Annotated in this window: 23 protein-coding genes; 10 read left to right on the forward strand and 13 right to left on the reverse strand. The window is 67.4% G+C overall.

Going from position 1 to position 19,526, the window contains the following annotated elements; translation table 11 throughout:
• Positions 1-8: 8 nt before the first annotated feature.
• Positions 9-404 carry a DUF3197 domain-containing protein gene (locus ACY5J6_RS02860; protein ID WP_462845856.1) on the forward strand — a complete coding sequence of 132 codons (396 nt, stop codon included), beginning with the start codon at positions 9-11 and terminating at the stop codon, positions 402-404.
• On the opposite strand, the gene ACY5J6_RS02865 is transcribed toward ACY5J6_RS02860, so the two are convergent.
• Genes ACY5J6_RS02865 through ACY5J6_RS02880 form a run of 4 tightly spaced genes read right to left on the reverse strand, consistent with a single transcriptional unit; the run spans position 401 to position 3,858 of the window.
• Complete coding sequence (locus ACY5J6_RS02865; protein ID WP_462845857.1) at positions 401-1,258, reverse strand: hydroxymethylglutaryl-CoA lyase; 858 nt, start codon at positions 1,256-1,258, stop codon at positions 401-403. The genes ACY5J6_RS02860 and ACY5J6_RS02865 overlap by 4 nt on opposite strands.
• A 9-nt stretch (positions 1,259-1,267) precedes the next feature.
• Complete coding sequence (locus tag ACY5J6_RS02870) at positions 1,268-2,929, reverse strand: acyl-CoA carboxylase subunit beta (protein ID WP_462845858.1); 1,662 nt, start codon at positions 2,927-2,929, stop codon at positions 1,268-1,270.
• Positions 2,930-2,947: 18 nt separating this feature from the next.
• On the reverse strand, positions 2,948-3,433 hold the full coding sequence (rnhA, locus tag ACY5J6_RS02875) for a ribonuclease HI (protein ID WP_462845859.1): 486 nt from the start codon (positions 3,431-3,433) through the stop codon (positions 2,948-2,950).
• Positions 3,434-3,447: 14 nt separating this feature from the next.
• The gene (locus ACY5J6_RS02880; protein ID WP_462845860.1) at positions 3,448-3,858 is read right to left on the reverse strand and encodes a disulfide bond formation protein B; all 411 of its coding nucleotides are present in this window, start codon (positions 3,856-3,858) and stop codon (positions 3,448-3,450) included.
• A 30-nt stretch (positions 3,859-3,888) separates the two neighbouring features.
• Between ACY5J6_RS02880 and ACY5J6_RS02885 the strand changes: the two genes are divergently transcribed.
• Positions 3,889-4,044, forward strand: coding sequence for a DUF5522 domain-containing protein (locus ACY5J6_RS02885; RefSeq protein ID WP_462845861.1), 156 nt, complete (start codon positions 3,889-3,891; stop codon positions 4,042-4,044).
• A 173-nt stretch (positions 4,045-4,217) separates the two neighbouring features.
• On the opposite strand, the gene ftsY is transcribed toward ACY5J6_RS02885, so the two are convergent.
• The 3 genes from ftsY to gltX are packed head-to-tail and all read right to left on the reverse strand — an operon-like array spanning position 4,218 to position 7,018.
• Complete coding sequence (gene ftsY, locus ACY5J6_RS02890; RefSeq protein WP_462845862.1) at positions 4,218-5,135, reverse strand: signal recognition particle-docking protein FtsY; 918 nt, start codon at positions 5,133-5,135, stop codon at positions 4,218-4,220.
• A gap of 3 nt (positions 5,136-5,138) precedes the next feature.
• A complete protein-coding gene (locus ACY5J6_RS02895) occupies positions 5,139-5,579 on the reverse strand; it encodes a hypothetical protein (protein WP_462845863.1) in 441 nt (146 codons plus the stop codon).
• A gap of 32 nt (positions 5,580-5,611) precedes the next feature.
• Complete coding sequence (gene gltX, locus ACY5J6_RS02900; RefSeq protein ID WP_462845864.1) at positions 5,612-7,018, reverse strand: glutamate--tRNA ligase; 1,407 nt, start codon at positions 7,016-7,018, stop codon at positions 5,612-5,614.
• Positions 7,019-7,072: 54 nt separating this feature from the next.
• On the opposite strand from gltX, the gene lptB reads away from it, so the two are divergent.
• Together lptB and ACY5J6_RS02910 are read left to right on the forward strand one after the other, a co-directional pair.
• Positions 7,073-7,801: an LPS export ABC transporter ATP-binding protein gene (gene lptB, locus ACY5J6_RS02905; protein WP_462845865.1), complete on the forward strand. Its 729-nt coding sequence runs from the start codon at positions 7,073-7,075 to the stop codon at positions 7,799-7,801.
• Positions 7,798-9,189, forward strand: coding sequence for a DUF3084 domain-containing protein (locus ACY5J6_RS02910; protein ID WP_462845866.1), 1,392 nt, complete (start codon positions 7,798-7,800; stop codon positions 9,187-9,189). Before lptB ends, ACY5J6_RS02910 begins: the two co-directional genes overlap by 4 nt.
• On the opposite strand, the gene prmC is transcribed toward ACY5J6_RS02910, so the two are convergent.
• From prmC to rpmH, 6 genes are read right to left on the reverse strand one after another with little or no spacing between them, the layout of a single operon-like run.
• A complete protein-coding gene (gene prmC / locus ACY5J6_RS02915; RefSeq protein WP_462845867.1) occupies positions 9,097-9,954 on the reverse strand; it encodes a peptide chain release factor N(5)-glutamine methyltransferase in 858 nt (285 codons plus the stop codon). The genes ACY5J6_RS02910 and prmC overlap by 93 nt on opposite strands.
• The gene (locus tag ACY5J6_RS02920; RefSeq protein ID WP_462845868.1) at positions 9,917-10,504 is read right to left on the reverse strand and encodes a Jag family protein; all 588 of its coding nucleotides are present in this window, start codon (positions 10,502-10,504) and stop codon (positions 9,917-9,919) included. The genes prmC and ACY5J6_RS02920 overlap by 38 nt, the downstream gene beginning before the upstream one ends.
• Before the next feature lie 9 nt (positions 10,505-10,513).
• Positions 10,514-11,806: a YidC/Oxa1 family membrane protein insertase gene (locus tag ACY5J6_RS02925; RefSeq protein ID WP_462845869.1), complete on the reverse strand. Its 1,293-nt coding sequence runs from the start codon at positions 11,804-11,806 to the stop codon at positions 10,514-10,516.
• Positions 11,803-12,051 (reverse strand): membrane protein insertion efficiency factor YidD, encoded by a 249-nt coding sequence (yidD, locus tag ACY5J6_RS02930; protein WP_462845870.1) that lies wholly within the window; start codon positions 12,049-12,051, stop codon positions 11,803-11,805. Before yidD ends, ACY5J6_RS02925 begins: the two co-directional genes overlap by 4 nt.
• A 5-nt stretch (positions 12,052-12,056) precedes the next feature.
• Positions 12,057-12,428 carry a ribonuclease P protein component gene (gene rnpA, locus ACY5J6_RS02935; RefSeq protein ID WP_462846484.1) on the reverse strand — a complete coding sequence of 124 codons (372 nt, stop codon included), beginning with the start codon at positions 12,426-12,428 and terminating at the stop codon, positions 12,057-12,059.
• Positions 12,395-12,544, reverse strand: a complete 150-nt coding sequence (rpmH, locus tag ACY5J6_RS02940) for a 50S ribosomal protein L34 (protein WP_011227941.1) — start codon at positions 12,542-12,544, stop codon at positions 12,395-12,397. The genes rnpA and rpmH overlap by 34 nt, the downstream gene beginning before the upstream one ends.
• Positions 12,545-12,707: 163 nt before the next feature.
• Between rpmH and ACY5J6_RS02945 the strand changes: the two genes are divergently transcribed.
• The 6 genes from ACY5J6_RS02945 to ACY5J6_RS02970 are packed head-to-tail and all read left to right on the forward strand — an operon-like array spanning position 12,708 to position 19,477.
• A complete protein-coding gene (locus ACY5J6_RS02945) occupies positions 12,708-13,469 on the forward strand; it encodes an ABC transporter ATP-binding protein (RefSeq protein WP_462845871.1) in 762 nt (253 codons plus the stop codon).
• Positions 13,466-15,400 (forward strand): AMP-binding protein, encoded by a 1,935-nt coding sequence (locus tag ACY5J6_RS02950; protein WP_462845872.1) that lies wholly within the window; start codon positions 13,466-13,468, stop codon positions 15,398-15,400. Before ACY5J6_RS02945 ends, ACY5J6_RS02950 begins: the two co-directional genes overlap by 4 nt.
• Positions 15,397-16,290 (forward strand): branched-chain amino acid ABC transporter permease, encoded by an 894-nt coding sequence (locus ACY5J6_RS02955; RefSeq protein ID WP_462845873.1) that lies wholly within the window; start codon positions 15,397-15,399, stop codon positions 16,288-16,290. The genes ACY5J6_RS02950 and ACY5J6_RS02955 overlap by 4 nt, the downstream gene beginning before the upstream one ends.
• A complete protein-coding gene (locus tag ACY5J6_RS02960; RefSeq protein ID WP_462845874.1) occupies positions 16,287-17,354 on the forward strand; it encodes a branched-chain amino acid ABC transporter permease in 1,068 nt (355 codons plus the stop codon). Before ACY5J6_RS02955 ends, ACY5J6_RS02960 begins: the two co-directional genes overlap by 4 nt.
• Before the next feature lie 39 nt (positions 17,355-17,393).
• On the forward strand, positions 17,394-18,596 hold the full coding sequence (locus tag ACY5J6_RS02965; protein ID WP_462845875.1) for an ABC transporter substrate-binding protein: 1,203 nt from the start codon (positions 17,394-17,396) through the stop codon (positions 18,594-18,596).
• 47 nt (positions 18,597-18,643) lie between these two features.
• The gene (locus ACY5J6_RS02970) at positions 18,644-19,477 is read left to right on the forward strand and encodes an ABC transporter ATP-binding protein (RefSeq protein ID WP_462845876.1); all 834 of its coding nucleotides are present in this window, start codon (positions 18,644-18,646) and stop codon (positions 19,475-19,477) included.
• Positions 19,478-19,526: the final 49 nt, after the last annotated feature.

A 19,526-nucleotide genomic window follows, 5' to 3' on the forward strand; every position in this document is an offset into this window, starting at 1 on the left:
ATGGAGGCATGGAACGCGTGGGCATGCGCGCCGCGCCCCGGGTGAGCCTCGAGGCCCTGAAGGCGGCCCTGGGCGGGGTGAAGCTTTCCGAGACCCAGGTCTACCTCATCACCGACTGGCAGGACCGAAGGGATAAGGCCCGCTACGCCCTCCTCCTCCATGGAGGCAAAAAGGACCTCCTGGTGCCCGACGCCTTCGGGCCCGCCTTCCCCGGGGGGGAGGAGGCCCTTTCCGAGCTGGTGGGCCTGCTCCTGGAACGGGGGGCCCGGAGGTTCTACGAGGCCGTGGTCTCCCCGGGGGAGCTCACCGCCCTCCTGGGCTACCCCACGGAGGAGGTGCTCAAGCGGGTGAACGCCATCGCCAACCCCACGGACCCCGGGATCTACCTCAAGCGGGCGGCCTAGGCGTAAAGGGCCCTAAGCCTCGCCGCCTCCTCCGCCAGCTGAGGGAGGTGGTTTAGGTCCACCCCCGTGGCCAAGCCCTTCTTCTCCAGATAGGGGAGGACCACCTCGGTGGGGAGGTTCCCCACCAGCTCGTCCCCGGCGAAGGGGCACCCCCCTACCCCGGCCAGGGCCCCTTCCAGCCAGGCGATCCCGGCCTCCAAGACCGCCTCCACCTTTTTTGGCACCCCCTCGGGCCGGGCGTGGAGGTGGGCCCCTAAGCCCTCGGGGCCAAAGCGTTCCACGGCGGCCTTCAGGACCTCGAGGATGCGCCTTGCGTCCGCCACCCCGTAGGTGTCGGCGAGGGCGATCTCCCGCACGCCGAGGGCCTTGAGCCTGGCGAGGGCCTCGAGGACGGCCTCCACGCTCCAGGGGTCCCCGTAGGGGTTGCCGAAGGCCATGGAGAGGTAGACCACGAGGCCGAGCCTCCCCTGGGTCCTTTCCACCATGGCCTCCACCAGAGGCCAGGACTCCTCCAGGGAGCGGTTGGTGTTTTTGCGCTGGAAGGTCTCGGAAAGGGAGAAGGGGTAGCCCACGTGGGTGAGGTTGGGGGCGGAAAGGGCCCTTTCCAGGCCCTTTTCGTTGGCCACGATGGCGAGGTAGGTGCGCCCTTCCGGGGGCGGGAGGGCCTTAAGCACCTCCTCGGCGTCCGCCATCTGGGGCACCCACCTGGGGGAGACGAAGCTCGTGAGGTCCAGGTGGCGGAAGCCCGCTTCCAGAAGCCTTTTTAGGAAGGCCACCTTCTCCTGGGTGGGGATGAAGCGGGAAAACCCCTGCCAGGCGTCCCTGGGGCACTCCACCCACTTGGCCTCGGCCACCTTTCCCCCCTACACCTGGAAGACCCCCACCCGGAAGGGCTCCCGCTCGGGGTTCAGGGCGCAGGCCTCGAGGGCCTTGATGAGCCACTTCCGGGTCTCGTGGGGGAAGATGACGGCGTCCACCCAGAGCCTGGCGGCGGCGTACCGGGGGTCCAGGGTCTCCTCGTAGCGGCCCTTGATGCGCTCGTAAAGCTCCCTTAGCTCCTCGTCCGAGGGCTCCTGGCCTTGGCGCTTTAGCTTCTCCACCTCCAGCTCCAGAAGGGTCTTCGCCGCCTGGGCCCCGCCCATCACCGCGTACTTGGCGCTGGGCCAGGCGAAGAGGAAGCGGGGGGCGTAGGCCTTGCCCGAAAGGGCGTAGTTCCCCGCCCCGAAGGACCCCCCGAGGATCAGGGTGATCTTGGGCACCACCGAGTTAGAAACGGCGTTCACCAGCTTGGCTCCCCGCCTGATGATCCCCGCCTGCTCCGACTCCTTGCCCACCATGAAGCCCGTGACGTCCTGGAGGAAGAGGAGGGGGATATTCATCTGGTTGACCTCGAGGATGAACCGGGCCGCCTTGTCCGCCGCCTCGGCGTAGATGACCCCCCCCACCTCAATCCGCCCCCGCTTCTTGAGGACGAGGCGCTGGTTCCCCACGATGCCCACCGGGTACCCCCCGATCCGGGCGAAGCCCGTGACCAGGGTCTCGCCGTACCCCCCCTTGTGCTCCAGAAACTCCGAGCCGTCCACGATCCGGGCGATCACCTCCCGGAGGTCGTAGGGGCGGGAGCCATCGGGGGAGACCAGGCCGTAGAGGTCCTCCACGGGGTAGAGGGGCTCCCTGGGCGCCTTGCGCCCTTCCGCCCAAGGGGCGAGGCGGGGGGGCGGGTAGAGGGCGGCGAGCTCCCGGATGCGCTCCAAAGCCGCCTCGTCCGTGGGCTCGTAGAAGTCCACCGTCCCCGAGACCTCGTGGTGCATCCTCGCCCCCCCGAGCTCCTCGGAGGTGACCTCCTGGCCGATGGCCGCCTTCACCAGGGCGGGGCCCGCCAGGTAGAGGCCGCTCCCCTCGGTCATGATCAGGACATCGGTCATCACGGGCAGGTAGGCCCCCCCGGCCACGCAGTTCCCCATGATGGCGGAGATCTGGGGGATTCCCAGGGCGGACATGCGGGCGTTCAGGTAGAAGATGCGGCCGAAGTCGTCCTGGTCGGGGAAGACCTCGTCCTGAAGGGGGAGGAAGACCCCGGCGGAGTCCACCAGGTAGACCGTGGGGATGCGGTTTTCCAGGGCGATGGTCTGGGCCCGGATCACCTTCTTGGCGGTGATGGGGAAGAAGGCCCCGGCCTTCACCGTGGCGTCGTTGGCGACGATCATCCAGTCCCGCCCCGCGATGCGGCCGATCCCCGCCACCACCCCCCCCGCCGGGGCCCCGCCCCACTCCTCGTACATCCCCCACCCGGCGAAGGCCATGAGCTCGTAGAACTCCGTGCCGGGGTCTATGAGCCTCTGGATGCGCTCCCTGGCGGTGAGGCGGCCCTTTTTGTGCTGCCGCTCTATGGCCTTGGGGCCCCCTCCCTGGCGCACCCTTTCCAGGCTCTCCCTGAAGTCCCGCACCAGGGCCACCCAGGCGTCCTTGTTGGCCTTGAAGGTGGGGCTTTCCCGGTCCTCGGGGCGCAGGGCGGTTTCCAGCATGGCCCGATTATAACGCTTTTATGCCTCTTCGTGGAAAAGCGTGGGGGCCTGGGGCGGGCAGGGCACCTTGGCCTGGGCCCGGGCCTGGCGCCTGGCCTCCCGGTCCACCCGCTCGTTCTCCGGGTGGCCGGCGTGCCCCTTCACGAAGCGGAAGCGCACCCGGTGGGGGGCCATGGCGAGGAGGAGGGCTTCCCAGAGGTCGCGGTTTTTCACCGGCTTGCCCTCCGCCGTGCGCCAGCCCCTTTTTTGCCAGCTTTCCAGCCAGCCCTCGGTGAAGGCCTTCTTGAGGTAGTGGCTGTCGGTGTGGAGGTCCACCTGGCAGGGCTCCTCGAGGGCCTTTAGGCCCTCTATGGCCGCCTTGAGCTCCATGCGGTTGTTGGTGGTGCAGGGCTCCCCGCCGGAGAGGAGCTTTTCCTGGGCGTCAAAGCGGAGGAGGGCCGCCCACCCCCCGGGGCCGGGGTTGCCCAGGCAAGCCCCGTCGGTGAAGAGGTCTACCCGCTTCATGCCGGGCCCCCGGGTCAGGAAAGCCTGCGGGCCTCCTTGGACAGGAGGACCATGCTTAAGGCGATGAGGAGGAAGGCGATGAGGGCCTGCAAGGGAATGGGGAACTGGGGGATGTATTCCGTGCTGCAGGGTACGGGAGGCTTGCAGGCCAGGGTGAAGAGGTCGGGGAAGCGCTGTTCCAGGAGGTGGAGGGTGCTGAGGCTCCCGCCCATCAGGGAAAGGGCCAGGCTGTAAGGCCAGACCCCGAAGTCCTGCCGCCATAAGGCCATGGCCAGCAGAACCGCCTGGGGGTACATGAAGATCCGCTGGTACCAGCAGAGCTCGCAGGGCAGGAAGAGCCGCACCTCCGAGTAGTAGAGGCTCCCCAAGGTGGCCACCAGGGCCACCGCCCAGGCGAAGGCGAGGAGGAGGGAGGCACGCTGCATCGGGAAGAGCATACCCCTAAACTGGAGGCCATGGAGGAGGGAGCGCCTCAGGACCTCAAAGAGGGGGAGGACTTTTACCGGGAGGAGGGGCGGGTGGTCTTCACCGAGGCCTACCACCGCAAACGGGGCTACTGTTGCGGCTCTGGGTGCCGCCACTGCCCCTGGAGGGAGGAGGAAAGGGGTTAATACCACCCCATGCTGGCCCAAGCCAGCATGGGGGCCCCGGTCAAAAAGGCCCGCAGGGCTTCCGTACACGGGCTTAGGCGAAGGATTCACGCCAAAGGGGCATAAGTACCCCAAAGGGCCCGCTCCTGGCCCTGTTTCGGGTGTCCCATGTTGCGAAGGCAACGTGCGGGCGCTTAGGCCTCGAGAAGGGCCTCCACGAAGGCCTCGGGATCGAAGGGCTGGAGGTCTTCCGGGCCTTCCCCCACCCCGATGAACCGGATGGGCACCTTCAGGGTGCGCACGATGGGGATGAGGACCCCGCCCTTGGCGGTCCCGTCCAGCTTGGTGACGATGACCCCGGTGAGGCCCACGGCCTCGTGGAAGCGCCTGGCCTGCTCCAGGCCGTTTTGGCCGGTGACCGCGTCCAGCACCAGCCACACCTCCCCCGGCTCCCCGAGGTCGGCCTTGGCGATGGCCCGCTTCACCTTCTTCAGCTCCTCCATGAGGCCCTGCTTGGTGTGGAGCCTCCCGGCGGTGTCCACCAGGAGGAGGTCAAGGCCCCTGGCCTTCCTGGCCTGGGTGGCGTCAAAGGCGAGGGCGGCGGGGTCCGCTCCCTCGGGGCCCTGGATCACCGGGATTCCCAGGCGCTTCCCCCACTCGGCGAGCTGGGCGCTGCCGGCGGCCCGGAAGGTGTCCCCGGCGCAGAAGAGGACCTTCTTGCCCAGGCCCTGGTAGAGGCGGCCCAGCTTGGCGATGGTGGTGGTCTTGCCCACCCCGTTCACCCCCACCACCAGGATCACGTGGCCCTTGGGCTCTACCGCCTTCGGGGTTTGGGGGCGGAAGCCCAGCTTCCTCAAGGTGGCCCGCCGCTCCTCCGGTTCCAGCATCTGGACGAGCTTTTCCTTCACCGCCTCCTTCAGGTCCTTGCGGTCCGAGGCCCGCACCTCGGCCAGGAGCTCCTCGGTGGCCTCGAGGCCCACGTCGGCGGCGAGGAGGGCCATCTCCAGCTCCTCCAGCACCTCCTCGGGGTTGCCGCCCCAGGGGATGGCCTTAAGGAGCTTCTCCCGGGTCTTGGCAAGGCCCGCTTTCAGGCGATCGAAGAAGCCGGCCATCCCCTAGCGGAAGTTCACCCCCAAGGCCAGGCGCCAGACCTTGGGGAACTGGGCGAAGCCGTAGACGTAGGTGCCCTCGGCGAAGAGGCCGGTGTAGGGGTCCAGGAGCCCTTCCAGCCCTAGGCTGAAGCTCACCCCCAAGGTGGGCACCGGCCCCAGGAGGCCGCTTAAGCCCCCGCCGAAGTAGGGTAGGGTCCCGGCGAGGGTGGGGTCGTACTGGCCCAGGTCCGGTTTAAAGAGGAGGCTGGCCTCCAGGGCCACCCCGGGAGCCTCCGGGGAGAGCTCCGCCAGAAGGCGGCCCGAGAGGTTTTGCCGCAGGCGGTTTTCCACCCCGGCCCCGAAGGTGAGGCCCAGCCCTTCCCCGTAGCCAAAGCGCATCCCGATGGCGCTTTGGGCGCTGGCCAAGCCCAGGAGTAGGGTGAGGGAGAGGAGAAGCCGCTTCATCCCCTCCAGTATACGCGGGCTTGCGGCCTTTTTCACGAGAGGACCCGCTCCAGCCGGGCAAGGGCCCGCTCCTTTCCCAAAAGGGCCAGGATCTCAAAAAGCCCCGGGGTTTCCAGGCTCCCCGTGAGGGCGGCCCGGAGGGGTTGGGCCACTTGGCCGAGCTTTAGGCCCTTCTCCGCCGCGAAGCCCCGGAGTAGGGCCTCGAGGGCGGCCTCGCTCCACTCCTCCTGGGCCTTTAGGCGGGGGTAGAGCTCCTGGAGAACGGGAAGCCCTTCCTGAAGCTTGGCCAGGGCCTTCTCCGAGATGGGGTAGTCCTCGGCGAAGAAGTAGCGGGCCTTCTCGGGGAGCTCCTTCAGGGTGTCCAACCGGGGGCGCATGAGCTCCACCGCCCGCCGCAGGTAGGCCTCGTCGGGCCAGGCCAGGCCCGCTTCCCTCAGAAAAGGCTTCACCCTCTCGGCCACCTCCTCCAGGGAGAGCACCTCCCGGAGGTACTTCCCGTTCATCCAGCGGAGCTTCTCCAGGTCAAAGACCGGCCCTCCCAAGGAGACCCTCTCCCAGGTGAAGGCTTCTATGAACTCCTCCAGGGTGAAGATCTCCCGCCCGTCGGGCATGGAGAAGCCCATGAGGCACAGGTAGTTCCTAAGGGCCTCGGGAAGAAACCCCTCCGCCTTGTACCAGTCCAAGGAGGTGTGGCTCTTGCGCTTGGAGATCTTGGTCTTGTCGGGGTTGCGCAGGAGGGGCATGTGGTAAAACCGGGGCACCTCCCAGCCGAAGGCCCGGTAGAGGAGGACGTGGATGGGGGTGGAGACCAGCCACTCCTCGGCCCGGATCACGTCCGTGACCCCCATGAGGCGGTCGTCCACCACGTTGGCCAGGTGGTAGGTGGGGTAGCCGTCGGACTTCAGGAGGACCACGTCGGGGATCTCCCCGTTGTCGTAGACCACCACCCCGCGAAGCTCGTCCTTGACCTCGGTGGTCCCGGGGCGGGGGACTTTGAGGCGGATCACGTGGGGCTCGCCCCGCCTCGCCCGCTCCTCGGCCTCCTCGGGGGGAATGGACCGGGCCCTGCCGTCGTAGCCTCCCTTCTCCTTGCGGATCCTTTCCAGCTCCTCTGGGGTCTCAAAGGCCCGGTAGGCCCACCCTCGCCTCAAGAGCTCCTCGGCGTGCCTTTGGTAGAGGGGAAGCCTTTCCGACTGCCGGTAGGGCCCGTGGGGGCCGCCGATGTCGGGTCCCTCGTCGTAGGTGAGGCCGAGCCACTTTAGGGCGGCGAGGATCCTTTCCTCAGCCCCGGGGACGTAGCGCGCCCGGTCCGTGTCCTCTATGCGTACGATAAAGCGCCCCCCGTTTTTTCTGGCCCAGGCGTAGTTGAAAAGGGCGATGTAGGCCGTGCCCACGTGGGGGTCTCCCGTGGGGCTTGGGGCGATGCGGGTCACCACCATACCGTGCCCATTATCTCACCCAGGCCTAAAGGTTGGGCCTTAGGCTTGGGGGTAATGGACGGCGAGCTCTTGGCCCAGGGTTTGAGGAAGCGCTTCGGCCCCAAGGAGGTGGTGCGGGGGGTGGACCTCCACCTGAGGCGGGGGGAGATCGTGGCCCTCTTCGGCCCCAACGGGGCGGGGAAGACCACCACCTTCTACATGGTGGTGGGCTTCATCAAGCCCACGGCGGGGCGGATCTTCCTCAAAGGGCAGGAGATCGGCCGCCTGCCCATGTACAAGAGGGCCCGGCTGGGCCTCGGCTACCTTCCCCAGGAGCCCAGCGCCTTCCGGCGCATGACGGTGTGGGAGAACCTCCTGGCTATCCTGGAGTTCCAGCCCCTTTCCAAAAGGGAGCGGCTGGAGAAGGCCAAGGCCCTTCTGGAGGAGCTGGCCATCTACCACCTCAAAGACCGCATGGCCTACGCCCTTTCCGGGGGGGAAAGGAGGCGGCTGGAGATGGCCCGGGCCCTGGCCACCGACCCTGACTTCATCCTCCTGGACGAGCCCTTTACCGGGGTGGACCCAAAGAACGTCAAGGAGATCCAGAAGGTCATCGCCGAGCTCCGGGAAAGGCGGGGGGTGGGGGTCTTCATCACCGACCACGCCGTGCGGGAAACCCTGGCCATCACCGACCGGGTCTACGTGATGTACGACGGCCAGATCCTCTTCCACGGGGACCCGGAGACCTTCGCCAAGGACCAGGGGGTGCGGCGGCACTACCTGGGCGAGGACTACGAGCTGTGACCTTTTGGGCCCTCCTTACCCTCATTCTCCTCCTTGCAGCCCTGGTGGCCTACCTGGGGGACAGGGTGGCCAAGTGGGCGGGGAAGCGCCACTACCGCCTTTTGGGCCTCAGGCCCCGGCAGACGGCCACCCTGGTGGCGGTGTTCACCGGGGTGGGAATCGCCCTCTTCAGCTACCTGGGCTTCCTCCTGGTCTTCCGCGAGGCCCGGGAGACCATCCTGGAGGCCGAGGCCGTCCGCCAAGAAAGGGACCGGCTTAAGGAGGAGCGGGAGGCCCTGCTTCGCGCCAAGGAGGCCCTGGAGGCGGAAAGCGCCCGGGCCCTGGCCGAGGTGACGGCCCTAAGGGAGGACCGGAAAGAGCTGGCCCGGGCCCTGGGGGAGGCGGAGGCCCTGAGGAGGCGCCTCGAGGCCGAGGTGGCGGCCCTGGAGGCCCAGGTGGCGGCTCTGGAAGGGGAAAAGCAAAGGCTTACGGCCCTCCTGGGGGAAAGGGAAAAGGCTCTGGGGGAGAAGGAAGGGCTCCTCCGGGAAAGAAGCCAAGCCCTAAAGGCCCTGGAGGCGCGCCTCCAGGGGCTCAAGGAGGAAGGGCGGAGGGCGGAGGCGGAGCGGGACCGGCTTGGGAGGGAGAAGGCCCGCCTCGAGGCCGACTTGGCCCTCCTGCAGGCCAGGCTGGCGGAGGTCCAGAAGGAGCGCCAGGCCTTAAAGGCCGAGGCCGAAGCGGCGCGGGCCCGCCTGGAGGAGACCCGGGCCGAGCTCCACCGGGCGGAGGAGCGGGTGCGGGCCCTTCTGCAGCAGGCGGAGGTGCTCCAGGGGGAAAGGAGCCAGCTTTCGGCCCGCCTGGTCCGCCTGAGCCAAGGGCTTTACCTGGGGGAGGTCCGCCTGGGGGCCGAGGAAGGACGGGTGGCCCTGGAGCGGGCGGCGGAGCGCCGGGCCCTTTTGCAGGGCTTCCGGGGGGTGGAGCTCCTCCTGGAGAAGGAGGTGCGGGGGCCGGGGGTGGCGGTCCTGGAGGGAACGGGTTACCGGGAGGGGCAGCTTCTGGTGCGGGTGCGCTTCTACCCGGAGAGGAAGGCTTTTGCCGCCCGGGAGGTCCTGGCCAGCGCCACCTTTCGCCTCTCTGCCCCCGCCCGCCACCGGGAGGCGCTGGAGAACCTGGGGGAGGAGGCCCGCAAAAGGCTTTTAGAGGCAGGCTTCCCTCCGGAGTACGCCACCTTTCCCTCCCCCGAGGAGCTGGCCCGGGGCCTGGCCCTCCTGGAGGGGAGGAAGGGGGTGGTGCGGGTGGGGGTGGTGGCCGTCCAGGACCTACGGACCAGCGAGCGGCCCCTTCTCACCTACGAGCTCCTCGGCGGGCCTCCGGGCCCGGAGGTACCGGTCCCGACCCGCGAGGTCCGGTAGCACCTCCACCTCCTCCCAGCCCCCCTCCCGAAGCTCCTCCCCCAGGAGGCGGGCGTTCTCCGGGGCGAGCTCCAAGAGGAGGAAGCCCCCGGGCCTAAGGGCAAAAAAGGCCTCCCGGCTCAAGGGACGGGCCACGGAAAGGCCCTCAGGGCCCGCGTAGAGGGCCATGGGGTCTTCAAAGGAGAGCTCCTTGGGGGCCACCTCCCGGTAGGCCTCGGGCAGGTAGGGGGGGTTGGACACCACCAGGTCCAGGTCCTTAAGCCCCCCGGTCAGGGAGGAGGGGAGGCAGACCACGGAAAGCCCCAGGCGCCGGGCGTTCTCCTGGGCCAGGGCCAGGGCCTTGGGGTCCACCTCGGTGGCGTAGACCTCCGCTTCGGGCAGGTGCCGCTTCAGGGCCAGGGCGATGGCCCCCGTGCCCGTGCCCACGTCCAGGATGCGGGGCCTGGGAGGGAGGGGAAGGCTTAGGGCCAGCTCCACCAGGCCCTCCGTCTCCGGCCGGGGGATGAGCACGCCCTCGGCCACCTTCAAGGGCAGGCCGAAGAACTCCACCTCCCCCAGGAGGTACTGGAGGGGGTAGCCGGAGAGGCGCTTGGCCAGAAGCTCCCAGGCCCTTCCCTCGCTTCCCGGGGGCGGGGGTTCCTTGAGCCTGAGGAAAAGGGCTTTGCGGGGAAGGCCCGTGGCCAGGGCGAGAAGGTCCCAGGCCTCGCCCTTGGGGAGGCCCGCGGCCTCAAGCCTCCCTTCCAGTTCCCGGAGGAGCCTTATCACGGGGGTAGACCACCACGTGCCGCTCCTCCCCCTCCCCCTGGCTTTCCGTGGTGACCTTGGGGTGGTTTTTGAGGAGCATGTGCACGATGCGCCGCTCCGAGGGGCGCATAGGGGGGAGGGGCAGGGGCTCGCCCGTGAGCTCCACGGTGAGGGCGGCCTCCTCGGCCAGCTTGCGGATCTTCTCTTCTTGGCGCCTGCGGTAGCCGGCGGCGTCCAGCACCACCCGGTACTCCCCGCCAAAGTGCTTGGCCAGGACCACCCCGGCCAGGTACTCCACCGCCTTCAGGGTCCGCCCCTCCTTGCCGATGAAGCGGCCCAGGTCCCCGCCCTTCACCTCGGCCTTCAGGAGGTTGCCCTCCTGGCGCACCTCCACGTGGTGGGCCGGGTCCAGGCGCAGCAAAAGCCCCACCAGGAAGGCCTCTAGGACCTCCTTGGGGCCCTTGGGCTTCTCCTCCTTCCCCGCCTCCTTGAGCTCCACCTCCACCGGGGCCTCCTCCAGTACCCCGAGGTCGGCGAGGAGGTCGTCGATGTTCCTTTTCTTCTCGTCCATAAGCCCAGTTTACGCCGCCACCGGCTTCAGGCTCTTGTTGATGAGCCACTGCTGGAAGAGCCCGATGAGGTTGGAGAGCACCCAGTAGAGGGTGACCCCGGAGGGGAACTGCAGGACCAGGAAGATGAAGATGAGGTTCATGAAGAGGCTTTGGCGGATGAGGTCCTTGTTGCCGTGGGCGGAGAGCCAGGTGGAGAGGAAGGTGGTGGCCACGTAGAGGGCCGGGAGGACGTAGAAGGGGTCGGGAAGGGCGAGGTCGGGGATCCAGAGGAGGCCCTGGCCAAACTCGTAGTTGGCGATGACCTTCCAGAGGATGAAGAGGATGGGCATCTGGATGAAGAGGGGCAGGCATCCGGCCGCCGGGTTCACCCGGTGCTCCTGGTAGAGCTTCATGGTGGCCTCCGCCCGCTTGTTGGGGTCGTCCTTGTACTTCTCGTTGATCTTCTGGATGAGGGGTTGGAGGCGTTGCATCTCCGCCATGCTCTTGAACTGCTGGTGCATGAGAGGCCAGAGGAGGAGGCGGACCACCAGGGTGAGGAAGAGGATGGCCAGGCCCCAGCTTCCCGTGTAGCGGAAGGCCGTTTCCATGAGCCAGAGAAGACCCAGGGAGAGCTCTCCCCAGAGGTTGGGGGTGAAGAGGCCGGGCAGGGAGAGGAGGCCCTCCACGTGGAAGCGGACCAGCTCGTTCTGGCCCCCGTAGACCTTCAGGGCCTCCCCCGGATGGAGGAAGACCTCCCCCTCCTTCCCCAGGAGCTTGGCCCCGAAGGGTTTTTCGGCGAAGGCCACCAGGGCGTAGCCCGCCTTGGGCCGGGTCTGCCAGGCCAGGTAGCGGGCCTGGCCTTCTCCGCTGGGCAGGGGTTCCTTTTGGCCTTCCAGGAGGATCTTGGGGGTGCCCTGGGGGGCGAGTTTTAGGGTGAGGGGGAAGTCGGCGGCCACCTCCACGGTGTACCGTCCCTTGGCGATGCGGTAGGTGAGGGTGCCTGGAGGCCCCTGAAAGCGGGCCACGAGGCGGCCGTCCTCCACTTGGAACTCCGCCTTTACCGGGCGGAAGCCCAGGGGAGAGAGAAGGGGGCCGCCGGCCCCGAGGCTTGGGGCCCGGGTGTGGTCGCCGATCTGGGTGCCCTTGTAGGTCTTCACGTACCAGCCCACCACCTGGCCCTGGGCGTCAAAGGCTATGTCCATGAGGTTGGTGACGGCCAGCTTTTCCGGCCTGCCGTCCCCGTTGACGTCCAGGTCCTTGAAGGTGGCTTCCAGGGCCAAGGCGGGCACCAGGAGCAGGCAAAGGGCGAGGAACCGCCTCATCGGGCCCCCTCCTTCCCCCGCCTGGGCGGGAAGACCAGGGGCACCGGGTCCAGCCCCCCGGGGTGAAGGGGGTGGCACCGGAGGAGGCGCCTTGCCGCCAGGTAGCTACCCCAGAAGGCCCCGTGCCGTTCCAGGGCCTCGAGGGCGTAGGCCGAGCAGGTGGGGTGAAAGCGGCACGTCCTGGGCTTTAGGGGGGAGAGGAAGCGCCGGTAGGCCTTCACCAAAAGGATCAGGAAGCCACGCACGCCGCCTATTGTACCAGGCCGCTTTTCCTTAAGGCGCGCACCACGTCCTGGAAGAGGGCGGCGAAGTCCGCCTCCCGGGCCTCGGGGCTGGCCACCAGGAGGAGATGGGCCTTGGGGAGGTGGAGGCGGCGGAGGACCTCCCTAAGCCGCCTCTTGATGCGGTTGCGCACCACCGCCTTGCCCACCTTCTTGGAGACCACGATGCCCACCCGGACCTCCGGTGCGGGGAGCCACTTGACGCTCACGTACTTCCCCCGCCCCGCCCTTCCCTGGCGCAGGCGCCGGAAGGCCCGGTCGCCCTTTAGGGAAAGGAGCTTGCCCCCCGGGCCGGGGGGCTTGGGGCCTAGCGCTTCCGCACCGCGGGCGTGAGGCGCCAGCGGCCTTTCTGCCGCCTGCGCTTCAGCACCTTCCTGCCGCCTGGGGTCCGCATGCGGGCCCGGAAGCCGTGGGTCTTGGCCCGCTTCCTCCGGTTGGGCTGCCAGGTCCTTTTCATCCATTTCCCTCCCTGGGGCCCTTGGCCCCCAATACCCTAAAGAGTGTAGCACAAGGGAAGGGGAACCTGGTCTAACGGTTTTTTGCAGATAGGCAGCCTGGCGTTGACAGCCCCCGTCCCGTTCCCCTATACTCCCCGGTAAACGGTCGTTAGGGAGGGACCCGTGGCCCAACTGGCGGTGGAGAACATCACCCTAACCTTTGGCGGCGTGGCGGCCCTTTCGGGGGTCTCCCTACAGGTGACCCAAGGGGAGCTGGTCTCGGTGATCGGGCCCAACGGGGCGGGGAAGACGAGCCTCCTAAACTGCATCTCCGGCTTCTACCACCCGGAGCGAGGACGCATCCTCTTTGAGGGGCAGGACATCACCCGCTCGAGCCCCCACGAGATCACCCGGCGGGGGATCGCCCGCGCCTTCCAGAACATAGAGCTTTTCTCTGGCCTCACCCTGATGGAAAACCTCATGCTGGCCCGGCACACCCACCTGGCCTATGGCCTCCTTGCCGCCGGGGTCTTTTACGGCAGGGCCCTGGAGAAGGAGGTGGAGAACCGCCGGGCGGTGGAGGAGGTCATCGACTTCATGGAGCTGGAGCCCTACCGCAAGGCCCTGGTGGGGAACCTCCCCTACGGGGTGAGGAAGCGGGTGGAGGTGGCCCGGGCCCTGGCCCTTTCCCCCAGGCTCCTCCTCCTGGACGAGCCCATGGCGGGGATGACCCTGGAGGAGAAGGAGGACATGGTGCGCTTCATCCTGGAGATCCGGGCCCGGGGCACCACGGTCATCCTCATTGAGCACGACCTGGGGGTGGTCATGGACATCTCCGACCGGGTCTACGTCCTGGACTTCGGCCAGGTCATCGCCGAAGGCCGGCCCGAGGAGGTGGCGAGGAACCCCAGGGTGCAGGAGGCCTACCTGGGGGTGGAGGCGTGAAGGCCTTAAGACCCTCCTACGAGATGAAGCGCTACACCCTGCCCCAGCTCCTCAGGCTCCGAGCGGAGCACGAGGGGGACCGGGTGGCCTTAAGGGAGAAGGACTACGGCATCTGGAACGAGGTCACCTACGCCCAGTATTACGAGAAGGTCCTCCTCTTCGCCCACGGCCTCCTCTCCTTGAGCTTTGGGCCGGGGGAAAGGCTCGCCGTCATTGCCGACAACATTCCCGAGTGGCTCTACGCGGAGCTTGGGGCCCAGGCGGTGCGGGGCATCAGCGTGGGGGTCTACCAGAGTAGCCTCCCCCCCGAGATCGCCTACATGCTCCAGTACACGGGGGCCAGCGTGGTCCTCGCCGAGGACCAGGAGCAGGTGGACAAGCTCTACGAGATCCGGAAGGAGATCCCCCACGTGCGCCACGTGATCTACGAGGACGAGAAGGGGATGCGGGGCTACAAGGACCCCTGGCTCCTCTCCTTCGCCGAGGTCCTGGAGCGGGGGCGGGAGCACCGGAGGAAGCACCCGGACGCCGTGGAGAGGCTCCTCCTCGAGGCCAGCCCGGAGGAGGTCTGCCACCTTTCCTCCACCTCGGGGACCACGGGCAGACCCAAGGCGGCCATGCTCCGCCACCGCAACCTGATCCACATGGGGGTGGCCCTGCAGGAGGTGGACCCCCTCCTGCCCACGGACGACTACCTTTCCTTCCTGCCCCTGGCCTGGATCGGGGAGCAGATGATGTCCGTGGCCATGGCCCTCACCGGGGGGTTCGCCGTGAACTTCCCCGAGGCGGTGGAAACCGCCCTGCAGGACCTCAAGGAGATCGGCCCCCACGTGATGTTCAGCCCCCCCCGGGTCTGGGAAAGCATCCAGAGCCAGATCTGGGTGCGGATCTCGGAAAGCTACGCCTTCAACCGCTTCGTCTACGAGAGGCTCCTTAGGGTGGGCTACCGGGCGGCGGAGTACCGCATGCGGGGAAGGCCCATGCCCTTAGGGCTCCGCCTCGCCTACTGGCTCTCCGACCAGGTCCTCTTCAAGCCCTTAAGGGACCAGTTCGGCTTCCTCCGCCTCCGGCGGGCCTACACGGGGGGCGCCGCCTTGGGGCCCGATGTCTTCCGCTTCTTCCACGCCATCGGGGTCAACCTCAAGCAGATCTACGGCCAGACGGAGATCATCGGCATCGCCTTCGTCCACCGGGATGGGGACGTGCGCCACGACACCGTGGGCCTGCCCATCCCCGGCACCGAGGTGAGGATCAGCGAGGAGGGGGAGATCCTCCTCCGCTCCGACGCGGTCTCTGCTGGGTACTGGGAAAGGCCCGAGGCCACCGCCGAGACCTTCCGGGACGGCTGGCTCCACACCGGGGATGCGGGCTACCTCACGGAGGACGGGCACCTGGTGGTCATCGACCGCCTCTCCGACGTGATGCGCACCGAGAGGGGCACCGCCTTCAGCCCCCAGTTTGTGGAGAACAAGCTCAAGTTCTCCCCCTACATCAAGGAGGCCGTGGTCTTCGGGGACCGGAAGCCCTATCTGGCCGCCTTCCTCAACATAGACCCTCAGACCGTGGGCAAGTGGGCCGAGGACCGGGGCCTGGCCTACACCACCTACCTGGACCTCTCCCTGAAGCCCGAGGTGGCCGAGCTCATCCGCAAGGAGGTGGAGAAGGTGAACAAGGAGCTTCCCGAGGAGCTTAGGATCCGGCGCTTCGTCCTCCTCTATAAGCTTCTGGACGCCGACGACGAGGAGCTCACCCGCACGGGCAAGGTGCGGCGGGGGCACATCGCCAAAAAGTACGCCCCCCTGGTGGAGGCCCTCTACTCGGGGGCCAAGGAGGTGGAGGTGGAGGCGGAGTACCGCTACCAGGACGGCACCGTCCAGCGGGTGCGGGCCGGGGTGCCGGTGTGGGACCTGGAAGAGGGGGTGCTGGCGTGAGCTTCTTCCTACAGCTTTTCTTCTCCGGGGTGGTCCTGGGGCTGGTCTACGCCCTCGCCGCCTTGGGGTTTGTCCTCATCTACAAGGCGAGCCGGGTGGTGAACTTCGCCCAGGGGCAGTTCATCGCCATCGGGGCCTTTTTGGCCTACTGGGCCATGACGGCCCTGGGCGCCCCCTTTTTGCTGGCGGCGGCCTTGGCCCTGGCCTTAACCGCCCTCTTGGGCTTCGGGGTGGAGCGGGTGTTCCTGAAGCGCATGGTGGGGCAGCCCATCATCTCCGTCATCATGGCCACCATTGGCCTGGCCTCCTTGCTGGACGGGCTTATCCACCTCACCCCCTTTGGGGCGGGGAACTTCAGCTACCCCAGCTTCCTCCCCGCAGGGGGGGTGAGCCTTCTTGGGGTGCAGGTTTCCTACGCCCAGCTTCTGGCCATGGCCTTTACCCTGGGCTTTCTCGCCCTCTTCACCTGGTTCTTCCAGCGCTCCACCCTGGGCATCGCCATGCGCTCGGTGGCCGATGACCAGATGGCGGCCATGAGCCTCGGGGTTTCCGTGGAGCGGGTCTTCGCCTTGGCCTGGGCGGCCGCCGGGCTCACGGCGGCGGCGGCGGGGATGGTGGTGGGCACCATCTCCGGCCTTAACCTGGACGGGCTGGTGCACATCGGCCTTAGGGTTTTCCCCGTGGTGATCCTGGGGGGGCTGGACTCCGTTCCCGGAGCGGTGGTGGCGGGCATTTTGATCGGTGTTTTGGAAAACCTGGCGGCGGGCTACCTGGACCCCTTTGTGCCCGGGGGGGGTACCCGGGACGTCTTCCCCTTCCTGGTCCTCCTCTTGGTCCTCTGGTTTAAGCCCCACGGCCTTTTCGGCACGGAGGAGATCGAGCGCGTATGAGGAACCCTTGGGCGCAGACCGGCAACTACCGCACCAGCTACCGGCAGGACACCAGCCTCTTCGCCACCCACCGGGAGCTGGTTTCCCTGCTCCTCTTTCTGGCCTTTCTCCTGGTTCTTCTCCAGTTCCTTTCCCGCACCCAGGTGTTTATCCTGGACCTCATCCTGGTGTACAGCGTGGCGGTCCTGGGCCTCAACATCACCACCGGGTACGCCGGGCTCATCAACATCGGCCAGGCGGCCTTCATGGGGGTGGGGGCGTACACCGCAGCCCTTCTCGCCCCCCAGGGCCTGCCCTTTTGGCTGGTGATCCCCATAGGGGGCCTGGTGGCGGCCTTCTTCGGCTTCCTGGTGGGCATCCCCAGCCTCAGGGTGAAGCACCTCTACCTGGCCCTGGCCACCCTGGCCTTCCAGGTGGTCTTTGAGTGGGCGGTGGGGCACGCGCCCCTTCTCAAGCAGGGGGGGGCCATGGACATGCCCCGGGCGAGCCTTCTGGGCTACGAGGCGGGCTTTCGCAACCACTTCCACTTCTGGTACTACGTGGCCTTTTCCGTCCTGGTTCTCCTTGCCGTCTTTTGGCGGAACCTCTTGCGCACCCGCTACGGAAGGGCTTTGGTGGCCGTGCGGGACAACGACCGGGCGGCGGACGCCATGGGCATGGACCCGGGGCGCACCAAGCTCTTCGCCTTCGCCTTGGGCGCCTTCTACGCCGGGGTGGCGGGGGTGCTCTACGCCTACCTCTCCCGGGCGGTGGTGATAGAGGACTACACCTTCGCCGTCTCCATCAAGCTCCTGGCCATGGCCATCGTGGGTGGGCTTGGGACCCTGGTGGGAAGCTTCCTCGGGCCCGCCTTCTTGGAGCTCCTGGACGTGAACATGGAGGCCCTTTCCAACCTCATCAAGGCCCTGGGCTTCAGCGTGGCCGGGGTGGACGTGGCGAGCGCCCTAAGGCCCCTGGCCTTCGGCCTCGTCATCGTCCTTTTCCTGGTGTTTGAGCCCAGGGGGCTTTACAACTGGTGGCGTCTGGTGCGAAGCTACTTCCGCACCTGGCCCTTCAAGTACTAGGCAACTCCCCGTGCGGGGTTAGCGAAGGGAGGGAAGCGTATGAGGAGGACACTGGTAGGCATAGCGGCGGTTTTAGGGTTGGCCATGGGCCAGCAGCAGGTGACCCTCTTCTGGTCGGGGGCCATCACCGGGCCCACCTCGGACGCGGGGGCCCCTTACGGGGCGGCGGTGGAGGACTACTGCAAGTACGCCAACGAGCGGAAGCTGGTGCCGGGGGTGGTGTTCAACTGCGTGGTGCGGGACGACCAGTACAACAACGCCAACACCCAGCGCTTCTTTGAGGAGGCGGTGGACCGCTTCAAGATCCCCCTTTTCCTCTCCTACGCCACCGGGGCCAACCTGCAGCTCAAGGCCCTGATCCAGGAGCTCAAAATCCCCACCATTCCCGCCTCCATGCATGTGGAGCTCATCGATCCCCCTAACAACGATTACTTCTTCATCCCCACCTCCACCTACTCCGAGCAGGTGGTGGCCCTTCTGGAGTACATCGCCAAGGAGAAGAAGGGGGCCAAGGTGGCTCTGGTGGTGAACCCCTCCCCCTTCGGCCGGGCCCCGGTGGCGGACGCCAGGAAGGCCGCTCAGCAGCTTGGCCTGCAGATCGTGGACGTGCAGGAGGTGGGCTCGGGCAACCTGGACAACACCGCCCTGCTCAAGCGCTTTGAGCAGGCGGGGGTGGAGTACATCATCCACCAGAACGTGGCCGGCCCCGTGGCCAACATCCTCAAGGACGCCAAGCGCCTGGGCTTGGACAAGAAGTTCAAGCAGCTCGGGGCCCACTACACGGGTGGCCCCGACCTCATCAAGCTGGCGGGGGACGCGGCGGAGGGCTTCCTCTGGGCCACCAGCTTCTACATGTACCACGAGGACGCTCCGGGCATCCGCCTGCAGAAGGAGCTGGCCCAAAAGTACGGCCGTCCTCAGGCCATCGCCGAGAGCACCAACTACACCAACGGGATGCTGGCGGCGGCCATCGCTGTGGAGGCCGTCCGCCGGGCACAGGAGCGCTTCAAGCGGGTGAACAACGAGACGGTCTACCAGGCCATTATCGGCATGAACGGGCCCAATGCCTTCAAGCCGGGCTTCGCCGTCTCCACCAAGCAGGGTATTGAGATTGACTTCACCAAGAGCGAGCACACCGGGGCGGAGGGCCTCCGGATCCTCGAGGCCAAGGGGGGCCGTTTCGTGCCCATCACCGAGCCCTTCACCTCGGCCCTCTTCCGCAAGGTGCATTACGGCAAATAGCCCTCTCTCTGGGGCCCGGGACGCCCCGGGCCCCCTTTTCCTAGGCCATGGACACCCTGAACCCCACCCGCCCGGAGGACCTCGGTCCCATTCTCCTTTTGGTCAACAACATCGAGGTGGTCTACCACGACATCATCCAGGTGCTCCGCGGGGTCTCCCTCAAGGTCCCCGAAGGAAGGATCACCGCCCTCTTGGGCCCTAACGGGGCGGGGAAGACCACCACCTTAAGGGCCATCTCCGGCCTCCTCCTCCCCGAGGACGGGGAGGTGGTGCGGGGGGAGATCCTTTACCGGGGAAGGCCCATCCAAAACCGCCCCCCTGAGGAGATCGTCAAGGAGGGCATCGTGCAGGTGCTGGAGGGCCGGAGGGTCTTCAAGCACCTCACGGTGGAGGAAAACCTCAAGGTGGGGACCCTGACCCAGGGAAGCCGGCGTCTCAAGGAGGAGCTGGAGCGCATCTACCGCTACTTCCCCCGCCTGGCCGACCTCAGGCACCGGCTCGCGGGGTACTGTTCGGGCGGGGAGCAGCAGATGATCGCCATCGGGCGGGCCCTTCTCGCCAGGCCCCGGCTTCTCCTCCTGGACGAGCCCTCTTTGGGCCTTGCCCCCCTCCTCGTGCGGGAGATCTTTGACATCGTGGCTCGGGTGAACGCCGAGGAGGGGGTTACGGTGCTCGTGGTGGAGCAGAACGCCCGGATGGCCCTTTCCGTGGCCCACTACGGCTACATCATGGAGACGGGGAGGATCGTCTTGGAGGGGGACCGGGACAGCCTCCTGGAAAACCCCGACGTGCAGGAGTTTTACCTGGGGGTGGCCAAGGGAGGGGGGCGGAAGAGCTTCAAGGAGGTCAAGGCCTACAAGCGCAGGAAGCGGTTCATGTAGGGCGGGGCGTTCGGGAGGAAGCGGCCGCTGGCCCAGCCCGCTTCCGGGT

It is taken from the genome of Thermus sp. H19.2 (assembly GCF_054979525.1).